11 protein-coding genes are annotated in these 15,630 nt (G+C 44.8%); 5 read left to right on the top strand and 6 right to left on the bottom strand.

The window, feature by feature from the left end:
* Positions 1-312 (top strand): hypothetical protein (locus tag MHI15_RS28775; RefSeq protein ID WP_341165179.1); only part of this gene is annotated, 312 nt, incomplete at its 5' end.
* Between the two features lie 38 nt (positions 313-350).
* Here the strand turns inward: MHI15_RS28775 and MHI15_RS28770 are convergent.
* The 3 genes from MHI15_RS28770 to MHI15_RS28760 form a co-directional block, all read right to left on the bottom strand.
* Positions 351-1,595, bottom strand: a complete 1,245-nt coding sequence (locus MHI15_RS28770; protein WP_076124755.1) for an L-lactate MFS transporter — start codon at positions 1,593-1,595, stop codon at positions 351-353.
* Positions 1,596-1,733: 138 nt separating this feature from the next.
* Positions 1,734-2,462 (bottom strand): LytR/AlgR family response regulator transcription factor, encoded by a 729-nt coding sequence (locus MHI15_RS28765; RefSeq protein ID WP_076134814.1) that lies wholly within the window; start codon positions 2,460-2,462, stop codon positions 1,734-1,736.
* Positions 2,459-4,063 (bottom strand): sensor histidine kinase, encoded by a 1,605-nt coding sequence (locus tag MHI15_RS28760; protein ID WP_280513476.1) that lies wholly within the window; start codon positions 4,061-4,063, stop codon positions 2,459-2,461. Before MHI15_RS28760 ends, MHI15_RS28765 begins: the two co-directional genes overlap by 4 nt.
* A 261-nt stretch (positions 4,064-4,324) precedes the next feature.
* On the opposite strand from MHI15_RS28760, the gene MHI15_RS28755 reads away from it, so the two are divergent.
* A complete protein-coding gene (locus MHI15_RS28755; RefSeq protein ID WP_076124758.1) occupies positions 4,325-4,840 on the top strand; it encodes a nucleotidyltransferase family protein in 516 nt (171 codons plus the stop codon).
* Positions 4,841-4,915: 75 nt separating this feature from the next.
* Here MHI15_RS28755 and MHI15_RS28750 read toward each other — a convergent pair whose 3' ends face one another.
* Positions 4,916-6,430, bottom strand: coding sequence for a methyl-accepting chemotaxis protein (locus MHI15_RS28750; protein WP_341165178.1), 1,515 nt, complete (start codon positions 6,428-6,430; stop codon positions 4,916-4,918).
* 234 nt (positions 6,431-6,664) lie between these two features.
* Between MHI15_RS28750 and MHI15_RS28745 the strand changes: the two genes are divergently transcribed.
* Positions 6,665-7,759 carry a GGDEF domain-containing protein gene (locus MHI15_RS28745; protein ID WP_076124680.1) on the top strand — a complete coding sequence of 365 codons (1,095 nt, stop codon included), beginning with the start codon at positions 6,665-6,667 and terminating at the stop codon, positions 7,757-7,759.
* Positions 7,760-7,877: 118 nt separating this feature from the next.
* Here MHI15_RS28745 and MHI15_RS28740 read toward each other — a convergent pair whose 3' ends face one another.
* Positions 7,878-11,000, bottom strand: coding sequence for an EAL domain-containing protein (locus tag MHI15_RS28740; RefSeq protein ID WP_076282361.1), 3,123 nt, complete (start codon positions 10,998-11,000; stop codon positions 7,878-7,880).
* Positions 11,001-11,305: 305 nt separating this feature from the next.
* Between MHI15_RS28740 and MHI15_RS28735 the strand changes: the two genes are divergently transcribed.
* Positions 11,306-11,449, top strand: a complete 144-nt coding sequence (locus MHI15_RS28735; RefSeq protein WP_167348483.1) for a hypothetical protein — start codon at positions 11,306-11,308, stop codon at positions 11,447-11,449.
* Positions 11,450-11,624: 175 nt separating this feature from the next.
* Positions 11,625-13,907, top strand: a complete 2,283-nt coding sequence (locus MHI15_RS28730; RefSeq protein WP_341165177.1) for a TPM domain-containing protein — start codon at positions 11,625-11,627, stop codon at positions 13,905-13,907.
* A gap of 93 nt (positions 13,908-14,000) precedes the next feature.
* On the opposite strand, the gene MHI15_RS28725 is transcribed toward MHI15_RS28730, so the two are convergent.
* The gene (locus MHI15_RS28725) at positions 14,001-15,617 is read right to left on the bottom strand and encodes an ATP-binding protein (RefSeq protein ID WP_076278939.1); all 1,617 of its coding nucleotides are present in this window, start codon (positions 15,615-15,617) and stop codon (positions 14,001-14,003) included.
* Positions 15,618-15,630: the final 13 nt, after the last annotated feature.

The following is a 15,630-nucleotide window of genomic DNA, read 5'->3' as shown; positions in this document are numbered from 1 at the left end:
AGGGTAGTCACGTTTAACTGTATTTCATACAACTATTTTTTCACGCATCACGCCACCATTAGATATAGCTGTATTTGGTGCAACTATTTCCTTGGTTTTTTCGCCTCTAAGCAACATCTCGAGATTTTAGTTGTACAGAATACAACTAAAATCCGAAGATTCACTATTTCATACGGAATAGTTGCACAGAATGCAGTTACTTCTCAGATCCCAGCAAAACTCCTTCTCCCAATTGAAGATAATCCGCCCAAACAAGTCACAGCTCAGCAAGCCACCACAAATCAAAAGAACCAGGCAGCGATTCTCCACTAACGGGAGAATCACTGCCTGGTTCTAGCTTCAATTACATCTTAAGCCGTACGTTCCGTTGCTTTGAGACGCAGCGCTTTTTTCTCTTTCGACTTCGCCACTGGCGGTTTCAGAGAAATCGCGATGATGCAGGCCAGCAGGCACAAGAGGCCAAAGATAACAAAGGTTGGTTTAAATCCGCCTAGGAAGACGGCGATAAACGAACCGGAAAGGGCACCAATACCAAAACCTTGGTAAACAATTCCGTAGTTCTTACTGTGATTTTTCAGTCCGAAGAAGTCGCTGACAATGGCGGGGAACACCGTGATATTCCCGCCAAAGCAGAACGCAATGGCTGCTACACAAGTGAAGAAAAGTCCGAAATTCAGGGTCGCGTAGCTGAGGGTCAGCATAGCCGCCGCAGTTACAGCAAGCGATGCGCCTACCAGCTTCAAGCGACTCATTTTGTCAGATAAAGCACCCAGAATTAAACGTCCCGCTGTATTAAAGATCGCAATCATAGCCACCGCACTAGCTGCTGTCTGTACATCAAGTCCAGCCAGCTGCACGCCGATATCTTTTACAATACCGATCAAATACAGACCACACATACAAGCGGTGAAAAAAATGATAAATAGCAGATAAGCTTCTTTTGTCCGCAGCATTTCTTTGACCGTATAGTCTTTCGGTGAACTCATTACTGTAGCTGTCGTTGAACCCGCTGGTGCTGGGGCCGCTTGAACCGGAGCTTCTCTTACGAGCAAGGAACCGATTACAATCATGCCCATAACAATCAAACCCCAATACATAAATGTATTAGACACACCCACTGAGTCAATCAACCCGCCGTTAATATATTTAAAGATCAAACTCCCCGTTCCATAAGCACCAACGGACACGCCGGAGATTAAACCTTTATTATTCGGAAACCATTTAATTAAATTAGATAATGAAGTGATATAAGCTGTCCCATCCGCAAAACCAACGATCACCCCAACCAATAAATAGAACATGAAGAGTGAATTGGCTTGAGAGCTAAGAATCAATCCTAGTCCGAGCACAATCCCAGCAGTAGCAGTCAAACGGCGAAGCCCGAAACGATCCTGCAGCTTCCCTGCGAACAAAGTCGCGAAAGCGAGTGCAAAGCTCGTTATAGAAAAAGTAATCGAAACGGAGTTAAGCTCCCAGCCAAATTTTGTTACCAGATGCGCATTAAATAAACTCCATGTATAGATGGTACCTAGGCCCATTTGCATAATTACTGTACCTAATACGATTAGCCACCGTTTGGTGCTTTTGCTGTCCATTGTCGTAGTCATGGTCTTTTCCTTCTTTCTCTCTCGTTGTCTGCTACAAGAGCTTCTATCGCCTCTTTATTGTAGCTAAACCAGCCGATGTTGAGAGAAATCCGGCATGAGATGACGGAAATGAAGAATGAATTGCATTTATAAGCGCATAATCTGCCTGAATTCCTTTACCTTACTACGACTTACCGGCACTTCAAAACCTAAATCATGCAGGCGCAGCAAATACGTATTGTTGAACCACGGGATGATTTCCTTGATCTTGGACAGGTTAACAATATAGGAACGATGGCAGCGAAAAAAACGATCCTGCGGCAGCCGCTGAAAGAAATCGCTAATACTAAGTGCCATGCTGTATTCCTCACCTTTAGTCATCACACTTGTACTTTTTTCCTGCGCGGAGGCGTAATAAATATCGTCGGCATTCACTACGATAATCTTTTCATTTTTCCACAGATTAACCTTGTCACTGACCGGATTACGCTCTTCTTCCCCCTGTCGTCCACGGCTGGCAAACGCATTCTCCAGCTTGTGCAGCATGGCTTTGATGCGTACCTCGCTATAAGGCTTAAGAATATAGTCAAAAGCTTCAATCTCAAACGCCTCAGCGGCATGCTCCTTATACGCAGTGATGAACACTATGTAGGGTTTTACCGAGAATCTACTGATATTTTGTGCCAACAGCACTCCGTCGATGGAGGGAATATTAATATCCAGAAAAATCACATCTATCGTATCACTCTGCAAAAATTTAAGCGCGTCCAACCCATCTTCAAACTGTGCCGTTATATCGATCCCGCTGTGCGTCTCTATTAAATAAGCCAGCTCCTGTCTTGCCAGCTCTTCATCCTCTACGATGATCGCTCTCATTGGTCCTCCTTTTTAACATCAAAAAAGATGTTCGTCCCTTTATCCAATCTCTGAATGGTAAGTCCAGTCCCATATATCAGCTTTACCCGTTGGTGTACATTAAACAGCCCGATTTTATTCTCCGGCATATCGCCAGTATAGACCTTCTCTATCGTTTCCTCGCTGATGCCAGCTCCGGTATCGCGAATGCCCACCCGTACGGTATCCCCGTGGTCTTTTACAGAAATCGTTACTGTTCCTGTCCCTCTTACCTTCAGTATGCCATGTATAATCGCATTTTCTACAAGCGGCTGAATGATCAGACTCGGAATCCGAACCTGAACCTCATCAATATCATAAAGCACGTTAAGCCGGCTTCCAAAACGCGCCTTTTCGATCTCTACGTATTGCTGGACCTGCTGTAGCTCTCGTTTGATATCAATGAATTCATCGGTAAGCTCCAGATTGTATCTCATATAACCGGACAGATTCACAATCAGCTCGCGCGCCTTATCCGGGTTAATTCGAATCGAGGACGCAATCGCATTCAGTGCATTGAACAAAAAATGCGGGTTAATGCTGGTCTGCAGTGCCTTCAGCTCCGCTTTGTTCGCCATTTCCTTAATGCCTTCCACCCGCGACACTTCCATCAAGGTAGAGATCATTTGTGACAGACCCACGGCCATAGCTTGAAGCGAATAGGTAATCTTGTGGGCTTTGGTGTAATAGATTTTGAGCGCTCCCGTCACCTCACCCTTTTCCTTCAAAGGAATAATGATCAGCGACTTGATCTGCGGATTCACGTAATCACTATCATCGTTACGGATGGTAATTTCACCACTGGACAACGTTACTTTAGTTTCCTCACTGATAATATCGTTAGTTGTCTCATAATCCTCCTCACCCACGCCAACATAGGCACGAATAAACCGAGTATCCGTAATCGCTACAGCGTCTGCACCGATATCCTCTTTGATGATCTGGCAGATGGTGTGCAGCGACTCCTGATTAATATTGCGAAAATACGGCAAGGTCTTATTGGCAATATCAAGCGCCAGCTTGGACTGCTTAGCCGCGATCCGTTCCTTCTCACCTTCCACGCTCTGCACTAGCACAACAATCAGGCCAACACTAATCTGGCTCATAATCATCGGAAAAGCGATCTTGGACACGATATCCACACCCAGCGACATCGGCTGAGCCATCGCTAGAATGAGCAGCATCGTCAGTGCCTCACAGGCCATTCCCGCCAAAATCCCTGCTATCCAGCGACGTTCACCAGAGGTGCGGCGATAGATTATCCCAGACACTATGCCTGCGGTGATACTCGTAATCAGACAAGGAAGAGAGGTTACCCCTCCGATATCAATCAGAAAACGGTGAACCCCTGAGATGATGCCTGTTATAAGTCCAACCCATGGTCCGAACAAAATCCCGCCAGATACGATGGCGATAATTCGCACATTCACAAGCGAACCTTCCACATTAATCCCGCTATAAGTGCCGAAAATGGCAAATAAGCTGAAGATCATCGTCGCAATAGCAAGCTCTTGCGGAGCGTAACTCCCTTTTTGAAAAACCTCTTTAAACCGCGGCAGACGAGTCAATACAAACAGACACATCAGCAATAACGCAGCTCTTTCCAACAATTGCAGTAATATAGTAAACGTATATTGCACGGTCACCGCCTCCAAAGGTCTCGATGTCGATTCATTATAAAGATAGTTCATGCCTCTGTCCATTCAGCCTGTCCCTTTATACCTCTATTGAAACTCTTGTTGTATGATATTAACAGATTGGAAGCATGAATATTCGGAGGTGGCAGTTTGCACAAGATAGAACACGAGGCAGATATCATTCAGCTTGTACATAATGACCCCTGGATGATGGATATTTTAGAAAATGCCAGATCGCTACAGTTACCTGACTGGTGGGTTTGTGCTGGGTTTGTACGTTCAAAAATCTGGGATACCTTACATGGCTTTGAAGAGCGGACCCCTTTGCCAGATATTGATGTTATTTATTATGACGGCAGCAATCTTCATGAGGAAGTGGAAAAGCAATGGGAGGCAAAACTAAGAAATTTAAATCCCCATGTGCCATGGTCCGTTAAGAATGAAGCAAGAATGCATACCATTAACAACCTTGCGCCCTATACGTCATCTGTAGATGCCATCTCCAAGTTTCCGGAAACAGCTACAGCGCTTGGGCTTTCCTTAGATGAATACGGTAAGGTTATCCTAACCGCTCCGCATGGGATTGCAGATGTTATTAATGTAGTGTTACGGGCTACCCCTCATTTCAACAATAATCCGAACTTACTCCCTATTTATGAAAAACGAATTGCACAAAAAAACTGGCAGGCAACGTGGAAGCAATTGCAGGTCAGCGCTACCTAAAGCTAAGTTGTGTTAGCATCGGAATAAAAAAGACAGCAAGCCTCTGCTACAGAAGGGCTTGCTGCTGTTGTTTTATTACACCGCTAAATCAATACCAACCACGCCTACTACATCTCCCTGACGATTCCGGATTGCTCTAGATAATGTAATACAAGAACGTTTCGTAATCGCGGATACATAAGGTTTAGAGACATATTCACCCTCATTCATGGCCCCATTCCACCAATCACGCCGCTTAGCATTCAACAGGCCAGCCGCTGGCTCGGAGTAGATAAAGGTTCCATCCGTCCGATTGGACCAAATGGCTTGTACATCTGGAATTTTCTTAATGTAAGCGTTCAAAACACCTTGATGAACTTCAGTATCTGGAGCGTAAAGTTCTTCCTTGGCGGAAATTGTCTCCAAGAGACTCTGCATTTCCTGAAGCCGGGCTGCATATTGGCTCATCTCAATTTCCGCTCTGCCCGCAATGCTAGTAACCGATTGCTGCAAGGATTGCGACTCCGCTAACAGATTGGCGCTGACTTCGTTCAGCTGCCCAATTTGATCCCGCTGCCGTGTCACCTGCTCCAGCGTAAGGTCTACATTGGCAATCGTCTCATTCACGATAGCCACCGCACCGCTCAGCTCCGTTGTCACTTCTACAATCAGCTTGCCCTGCTTCGCGGCAGCATCGATTGTTTCCGTCACGGCGCTGCCTACTTCATCTACTCTCGACGCGATATCATCGAGTCGAAGCTTAACCGTGCCGACCTCGTTCACCCCACGCTCCACTGAGACTTGCTCTTTCGTAACGGATTCCAGCACCTGCTGTACTCCATTATTAATGTCAAGCAAGATGCCTGAGGAGCGGTCTACCGAGCTCTTGCTTTGATCAGCCAGCTGCCGAATCCGGCTGGCCACTACTGCAAATCCGCGGCCCTGTTCACCGGCCCGGGCCGCTTCAATAGAAGCATTCAGCGCGAGCAACGAGGTCTCATTCACAATGGAGTTAATCAATGTATTGATCTCCTCTACCATCGCAATATGATTACTCAGGGTAGTAAACTTAGCTAACATGTCCCCACTCTGTGTTTGCAGATCCTTCATCACCACATCTGCAATGCTCAGGGAATCTACCATTGCTGTCATTCCTTGCCGAGCATATTGCATATTCGAGCCTAGTTTTTCCGTCAATTCTTCGATATGTGCTGTAACTGAGGCTACACCGCCCATCGTCTGATAGGCCCCTTCAATATTGGCTTTAGCTTCATTGCTGCGAATCCTTAAATCCGTTTCATACGCGTGTGAATAATCTGCTGTCTGCTGCAGCTGCTCTGTATGGCGGCTGATTTCTTCAAGCGCACCATGCAGCCGATCTGAGGTAACTACAATCTCATTGCCAAGAAGCTCCACTTTGTTCTGTGAATCCTTCAGCAGCGCTTCTTTGCGATAACCGTAGCGGGATGTATTCAGCGAGAACCATCCTAGAGAACCCATAAGCAGAATAATCACCAGCTTATGCATCCAGAGCATATCAATCAATAAGCTGTACACACTGACAAGAAGCAACAGGACGACTACGAAAATCTGGTTTCGACGGATCTGCATCTTTACTTCCACTCCACTCGATTGATGTTATGTATTCTAACATTATATCAGCAGAGTTAATTAAAGGAAATACTTTCTATAGTATTCCTTTTCGATCAATCATTCCCCGGGCAAGGCAATCTCCCCTTATAAAGATGCTTGTTGATCTCCCGCTTCCAAGAAAGCCATCAAGAGGAAACCTGAGCTTATTGTCGAATATATAAGCATATTGCCACTGGAAAAGAGGATCACATTATGCGCGCCACACCTCAAACTCCTCGTCAGACCTATTGGAATCGTGTGCTTCTCAATTCATTCTGGATCATCCTGATTGTGTATTTAAGTATTCAGTTCATTGTTTCTCTATCCTTATGGAGCCAGCGTCCGGAAACCCCAACCAGGAACGATTATATTGAGCACTCGTTGATTTCTGATTCCATCATAGTGAGTTTGATCATTATTCTAGAAGTAATCTATAGATGGAGGCCTCTGTGGGCCCAACTCGCCATTACGGTTGCAAGCCATCTATTTGCGGTTTTGATTATCGTCAATCTCAGCGATGAGTTGCATGTTAAATCATTAATTATGCTGTTCCCGCTACTAGTCTCGATGATCTATCTGAAGAGCAGTTATATGATAGCCACTTCTGCTATTTCTCTACTGTACACGATCATTTTATTCACCAAGACATCCATTCACGAGTACTTCCCGATCACCCAAACAATCATTATCGCTCTTATTTTTGCAGGCACTGCTTTGGCAGGTTTTGCAGTAATCGTTCGTGGACGTGATTTGATGCAATCCCTGCAGAACTCCGTCAAGTCAGAACAGGAATTACGCATTCAGAATATAATCATGGATCGTCTATCTAAGATAGATCCCCTGACTGATCTGTATAATCACAAGACTTTTCACGAATATTTGGGTTGGCTAATCGAGCATCAGCAGAGTAATCCATTCTCCATGCAGCTTGCCGTTATGGATATCGATAATTTCAAAAAAGTAAATGATTGCTATGGACACTCCGTTGGAGATATCGTATTACAAAAAGTCGCAGCGATCCTGCTCGAGTATATCGGTCCTGATGATTTCGCCGCGCGGTACGGGGGCGAGGAATTCATTGTCATTCTGACAACCAAAACCTTTGAGCAATCCTATGAAATCATGCAACAGATTCTAGCCAAAGTCGCCGATACCCCTTTTGCCGAAATGGAAGGGAAAAGCATAACCGTCAGTATCGGGATGCATGATTACACAGGTGCAGACTCCAAAAATTCTACTTTTCAGCAGGCTGATGATGCACTTTACGAAGCTAAAAACACCGGGAAGAACAAAATTGTCATCAGCTAGTGACAAGCTCCACAGACACTGTTTATCTGTCGGAGCTTGTTTTTTTTGCAAAGCCTTAATTTCAGAAGCATTTCATACCAAAAACCCCCACCTTGAGATGAGGGCTGTGTATCCACTGCTATATTCCGTAACGCTTCTGCGGTTCCAAAAGCTCCACCACTTCCTGCTTCGGAACAGGTCTGCTAACCAGATATCCCTGTACCTTATCGCAGCCCGATTTTCTGAGGAAATCCAGCTGGCTGATCTCTTCCACTCCCTCCGCAACGACCTCCAGCCCCATATTGTGGCCCAGCTGTATAATGGTCTGCACAAAAGACTGGCTGTAAGCTTTTTCCGAAAGCGAATCGATAAAGGTTTTATCCATTTTAAGCGTAGAAATCGGCAATTGCTGCAAATAACTAAGAGATGAGTATCCCGTTCCGAAATCATCCAGCGCAATACGAATGCCTTGGGATTTGAGGAATTGAAGCTTATTCACGATACTCTCAAACGATTCCATAAAAATAGACTCGGTGATTTCCAGTTCAAGACAACTAGGCTTTAGCCCACTTTCAGCCAGACTTTCCTGCACCATCTCGACGAAATCATCCTGCAATAGTTGAATAATGGAAATGTTAACTGATATCTTGTAAGGAATGCCCATACGATCTTGAATGCCCTTCATAAAGATGCACGATTCCCTAAGCACCCATTCTCCAATATAAATAATCAGCCTGGAATCCTCGGCGATTTTGATAAAGGAAAGTGGAGATACAAAGCCCAGCGTTGGACTATTCCAGCGAATTAAAGCCTCAAAACCAGAGATTAATCCAGACTGGATATCCACCTGCGGTTGATAATATAACTCAAACTCATTATTATTCATGGCACTGCGCAAATGTTTCTCTATATTCATCCGTTCATTAAACGCAGTATGCATAGATTTGTCATATACCACATAAGTCCCCTTACCATCCTCTTTTGCCCGGTACATAGCGACATCCGCATTTTTTAAGATTTGCTCGGTGGTCTCCCCATCTTCCGGATAAAAGGAAATTCCGATGCTTACGGAAACGTACAAATAACTCTCTCCGATTAAAAAGGACTGCCTGAACGCTCTCATGATCCGCTCCGCCAGGTCTAACACATCCTCGTGGTTTTCTATATCCTTAATAAAAATCACGAATTCATCCCCGCCGAGCCGAGAGAGCATATCTCCTTCCCGCACCACCGACTGCAGCCTTTTACTAGCCTTCTGAATAAGAACATCACCGGATTTATGCCCTAAGGTATCATTGATGTATTTAAAATTATCGGTGTCTACGAACAACAGCGCCGCCTTGCCTCCTGAACATTGCAGATATTTCTCCATAGATTCCAGTAGACATACACGGTTGGGTAGATTACTAAGCTCATCCACATAAGCTAGACGATGCATGTGTTTTTGATTCTCCACCAGCATATCGTATTGCTCTACAAGCTCCTGCTGTGTGGCTGTAAGCTGTTCATAGGTTGCCTCAAGCTCCTGATAACTGTTGCTCAGCTTTAGCTCTACCTGCTTCCGCTTACTAATATCAATCAGCGAACCGATAAATAACACAACTTCATTCTTTGGATCAACGATAGCTTTACCACTTACCTCAAACCAGACGAACTGATTATCTTTGGTCCGCATGCGGTATTCCGTCTCGTAGATAGGTGTTAAACCTGCCAGATGATCATGTCTTGCCTTTTGGGATGATGGCTGGTCATCGGGATGAATAATACTAAGCACCCCATTTTCGAAGGAATTGATTTCATCCTCCGTATAGCCCATGAGCTTGTACCAGCGATCCGATAGATTATATAGTCCTGTCTCCCAATCAAGCTCCCACATGTATGCACCAGAACCCTCTGTCGCGAGACTGAACCGTCGTTCACCTACTTGCAGCTTAGCAAATTGCTCCTGTAGCTCGACCTCTGTCGCTGACAGCTCTTCGTAAGTAGCTTCCAGTTCCTCATAACTTTGCTGAAGCCTTAGCTCATTTTGTTTGCGCTCATCGATATCCACTCCTACAAGCACAAAAATATCAGCTGCCTGCTTATCCAATCCTTTCAACAAGGTGGTCCGAAATGAAAAATACCGCGCTGCTGGCGAATTGTCTGGAAGTTTATGCTCGATATTATCAACATATTCAAGCTGTACGGCCCTTTCCAACAGATTCCGAATAGCCGCCGTACTGCCTGTCAGCCCCTCTATATCCTCAATGTTTTTGCCCACTACTTCATTCTCGCATAGGCCCGTCATTCGCTCAGCGTAATTGTTAAACCGAACTACCTTTTTATCCGCCTGCACAGCCCAAACCACCATACCGCTATGCTCTATTACATCTTCAAAAAATTGCTGTTCCGAATAAACCGCCCGCCGTAAGTGATTAATATACATTTTTAGCAAAACCGCACTAATGATCAGAAGGCCGAGCAGAATAATGGCTCCCACAATAAATCTATTGCGCATCATAACTTTATAATAATCCGAATGAACGAAGAAATAGTGCTGATACAGCTCTTCAAAAGCACCTGAACGATGCAGGCGATCCAATCTCTCGTTAACATAAGTCACTAGCTCCGGAGAGGATTTACTTATTGCAAAAGCGACATCCCTAGGGTAGAGATTGCTCATTTTTTTGATAATACTCCCCTTCAATTTCTGCTCTGCAATCAGATAATCAATCACTTCCTGATTCTCAAATAGAAGGTCGATTTCCCCCTTTTCTAAAGCCTTCAAAGCTTCAGGAGTCGTTGCATATTCTATGTAATTTGTAATCCCCACCTTGCTGTTCAGCACGGTTGCAGAATACTGTCCATTCCCTAACCCAATCTTATAACTTCCCAACGTCTTTAAATCGATCTCATCCTCAAGCTCTCGCCTTGCATAGATGGAAATATAATTCTTAATAACTGGATCTGAAAATAACACCTCTTGGTTACGCGACTCCGTAATTGCCATAAGACCTGCTATCTCAATATCTCCTTGAATCAGCCGACTGTAAACTTCATCCCATTGCCCAGTACTGTAGTGAATAAGGTAATCCTGCTTCTCAAAAATCATCGTGCTCAAATTAATATCAAACCCGGTCAAATACCCGTTTTCTACATATTTATAAGGTGGATATTCCAGTTCTACTTGGTACCTTATATCCTCTCTTTCGGCGTGAGCGGCTGTAGGAGGTACGAGCAAAAGCAGAAAAATAATCAGAAGCAACATTGTGCACCGCTTCATTGCCCAATTCCCCTTTTTGCTAAAATTTAGAATTTAAAGCATTATTCTAAAAAGTATTCGACAAAATATGGTAAGATTCCTGCTAATTCTTTCCTAAAACCACACATTATACGCAAATCCCCATCTTTCGATGGACTCTTTTATTTGTAAATGATAAAAGTTACGAAGTCTTGATTTTTATATTGCTTTTTACATAGAAAATGTGGATAATAGCAATAACGACAAACGATGATAATGATTATCATTATTATAAGCGTTAATAATTTCAATTTACTATATTTAAGTTAAAAGGAGACTGATCACCCATGAACGTTACCTCTACCCGAACAACATTACAGGTTGACGATTATCTGGATCTGCTCAATCTTGCCGTTAAAGTTGGAGATTTGAAATGGCAAAAAGAAATTAAATCCAGATTGCAATACATTCTCTGTCTGCCGACAAGATAATGCTTCCGAGTATACGCCATGTTCCCTTATTTAGGGGCATGGCTTTTTTTGTTGGTATGCAGACATAACTATATAATAATTGGAGTATCTCCAGGTCACCTGATGGTTAATGATATAGTATAATTATCAGCATAATATATTGAATAAAAAGTCCTTCAGATCGGAGCGTGTCAGCTTGAAAAAGTATATAGCTTTATTCTTAATGCTCAGCCTGTTATGGGTACCTGGTGCATACGCCGCTGGAATTCCTGCACAGCAGGGATTTGTTACCGATAACGCTGAAATGTTCAGTTCCGCAGAAGCCGCGTCTATTTCTGCTACCGCTACTGGAGAACTCATGACCATCCATGTACTCACTGTAGATTCCACAGACGGTACTCCAGCTGATAAGTATGCAGACAAGGTTTACGACTCGTGGAAACTGTCCACGCGGGATCTTCTACTGCTGATCTCCGCTGGTGACCAGTCCATTGAGCTAAATTTCTTAAATCCAGGCTTTCAAAGCTCGTTAAATACTTGGTCTAAGAATCAGGGAGGGTCCTCGGGAAGTTCAGCCATCCAAAAACTGCTCGACACCTATTTCATTCCTTATGCCCAAAAAGGGGACTTCGCTGGCGGGACAAAGGCTTTGATTAATGCCATCCATTCCATCGGAGATCGTGCCGGCAGTACTGGAGGAACCGCAGGAAGCGGGAGCGCAGCCGGGGTCGGGAATGATGTAAACCGCTCCAGCAGCTCCATGTTTATGATTGCAGCGATTCTTATCGGAGCCCTTCTAATCCTCCTTCTACTCTTTGTAATGGTTACAGGTCTGCGTCGACGCAAGCAGCTTAGCGAGCAACAGAAACAGTTATCTAATTTAATGGTCCAGGCAAATCGGGCACTGGAATCGCTAAACCCTTTTCAAGGGATCGTTCAAGGGAAGACGGGAGAGCTAGTCGAAGGTATTTCCAAGCGGCTGTCCGCCAAGCTCGTTGAAATCTCCGCACTACAAAGCGAAGGTCAAGGCGTTCAGCCAGCATTTTATCGTTTGGCTGCCCTCAAGACAGCCGTGAAACAATTGCAGCAGACCGAAGCTGCCTTCCGCACAGCGCTTGAAGAGGAAGAGAAACACATTGCTGTCATTAACGAAGCTGACCGCAATGTCAAACAGCGTATTACAGAGCTGAAAGAGGATACGCCAGAGCTTGAAGAACAGCTGCAAGGTGCAGTTAAAGAAACCGGATATGAGCTTCAAGAAATTGTAGAGGAACTTAAGGAGCTTGCGGAGGAAACTGCTAAGGCAGACCAATTGGAGCTTTTTGATCCCATTGCTGCTCAAGAGGTTACCGAGGATGCACAGGAACGTCAGGAAAAAATCGAACAGGATCTGAAGGATGTTGATCTCTATGATGATAAGCTAAACAAATTCCCTACGGTATTAGCTGCGGCACGTGCCAAAATCACCGGGATCATTGAACAGAATTCACTGCACAATATGAAGGTTAAGCCATATGACCACCTAGAGCAGGCCCGCGTAGAATCGTTGACTCTTGAAGCGCCGCTGCGTATAGGAGATATGGATGAGGTGCGCAGAATCGGCGCCAGTCTAGATCTGCTTCTGGATGAAGCTGTTGCTATGACAGAGCAGCAAGCACTGCTGCGGCAGAATAACCGCAGAGATCTAGAGACATTCCGCACCACATGGAGCCACTTGAAGCAGCGGCGAGACGAGCTGCAGGCCCGAATTACAGAAGCACGTGTACATTTCGAAGAACAGCATATAGTTAGCGTAGAGAACATTCTGACGGAGTGGAGCACACGTCTTCGGGAAGGCGCAGGTGAAGTGGCGCAAATTGAGAACTGGACCAGTGATGAACGGGGCGAATATGACAAGGCCCACGATGCGCTGGAGCGCTTGCTGTCCTTGCAGGATGAAGCTGGCCGGCAATATGACGGCGTCTCTGAAAGTCTAAATGTATTAAATGAAAGACTGGATAAAGTACAACGTCTCTTCTCCGAAGGACAAAGTCGGGTAGAGACGACCCAGCGAATGCTGCACAGCAGAGGCTTGTCTTCCAGAATCCGCTTTGAGTTATCCTTACTGCCGGAATATAGCCAGTTGGAGCAACGGTTGTCATCCCGGCCTTACAACCTGGAGGAACTGGAATCGATTGGCCGCGCTTATGACGCTCAGATCACTTCCTTTGTGAATGAAGCGAACCGAATCGTTCGCCAAAAAGAAGAGGAAGAACGGCTTGCCCAGCTAGCCATGATGAGAGAGCAACAGCGGCGTGCGCAAGCCCGTAAACGGATGTCCTCTGGCCCTCCTTCTTCAGGCGGATTCGGTAGGGGACGTTCCTCCGGCGGCTCTTCCTGGGGTGGTGGCGGTAGTGGCGGCAAATCCTCCGGCGGCTCTTCTTGGGGCGGTGGCGGCGGCAAATCCGGTGGAAATTCATCGGGTGGCTCTAAGTGGTAATTCCTCACCATTAGATGCAAATGGATATACAAAAAGACTCTTTCGCTTATATGGGCGGAAGAGTCTTTTTAATTATGAATTATTATTGCTGTTTTATTTGTGGTATGAATGTGCCATCGGAAGATAAATTGTAACGGCCGTGCCTACTCCCTCTTCACTAGCTATTGCCACATATCCTCTGTGGGCAGTCACGATTTTTTTGACAATCATGAAGCCAAGTCCATTCCCATCGCCTCTAGTCGTGTGAAAAGGTTCTCCTAATTTATCCAGAACTTCCTTATTCATCCCCTCTCCATTATCGGTGAAGGTTATCACCTGGAATTCATCCTTCACATCAAGAGTCACTGTAATGCTCCCGCCAAAAGGCAAAGCTTCCATTGAATTTCTTAGGATATTGAGGAAAATCTGCTTAATCTGATTGCGGTCACATTCGATCTCAGCATCATAATGGATCTTTGTATTTAACACTATATTATTCATTTCCACCTGAATCGCGAAGATATTCAATACTTCCAGCAGGATCGTGCTACATTGTTCAGTCATATAATGCGCAGCCTGCGGTTTACCCAGAATAAGAAACTCGCTCACAATGAGATTCATTCTTTCCACTTCAGACATAATGAGATCATAATGCAGCAGTCGTGAATCTTTATTAGCCAGTTGAAGCATCCCTTTCACCGTAGTCAGGGGATTGCGGATCTCATGTGCAATGCTCATAGCCAGTTGTCCTGCGACCACTAGCTTTTCTGTATTGCGCAGCACTTCTTCCGTTCTTTTCATCTCCGTGATGTTGCGCAAACTTCCAATCACACGCGCTAAGTAACCATTCGCATCGTAAACGGGTAGTACATCTAACATATAATGCTCGAACAACCCGTTTTTCTCCTGAATCACTTCTAACCCGGCACATGCGACATGATGTATGATGACATGTTGAAAGTATGCGCCCACATTCCTAATTTCAAAGACACTAGTTCCAACAACAGACTCTTGATGCTCACCACCCAAATGAAGCATAGCTAAACCGTTCTCATTTATATTCACGACTGTTCCGAATTGATCTGTTATGATTACCCCTAAGTAATTGGTCTCTAGCAAAATCCGATTTAATAATTGCAGCTGAGAATTCCCTCTCCGCAACAAAATCTCACGTTCAATCGAGTCAGCCATCGTACAGAGCAGAGGCAGCAAATGGGGATGGGCTACATCTATATCTGCCATAAATGAAATTGTACCTAAAATTTCTTGCCCATTTTCTTTATAAAATGGAGCTGTACAGCATACTAAATGATGCAAAATATGATGGAAATGGTCTCGTCCTGTCAGCTGGAATGGCCTCTGATATTCAAGGGCTAAAGCGATTGAATTGGTACCCACCTCTTTATTCATCTGCACGCCTTCTTTGATGCCTACCTGTCCTACGAGATCAATAATCGTCGCATCTCCTTGGAACGCCAATAGATAACCTGCATCATCCGAAATCGTAACTAGGATCGGGTTCCCTTTGACTGAGGAAAGAAATTTTTTGACAAAAAATTCGATAACCTCAATCACTTCACTATATACGCTAAGTTGTGCCCCCAATTCATCAGTAGAATATCCCTTTGCAAAGACAGGCGGTTGCTCAGGATCAATTCCTTGGTCAATACAATGCTGATTGGAAGCCTTAATAATGGTCTCATCCGTCAGTATCCCTGTTGTCTCATCCAAAGCCCTTACCCCA

The sequence above is a fragment of the Paenibacillus sp. FSL H7-0918 genome, assembly GCF_038007025.1.
GTDB classification, from domain to species: Bacteria; Bacillota; Bacilli; order Paenibacillales; family Paenibacillaceae; genus Paenibacillus_AQ; species Paenibacillus_AQ odorifer.
Note: the sequence above shows the minus strand (reverse complement) of the source record. Positions and strands in the feature narration are given on the sequence as shown.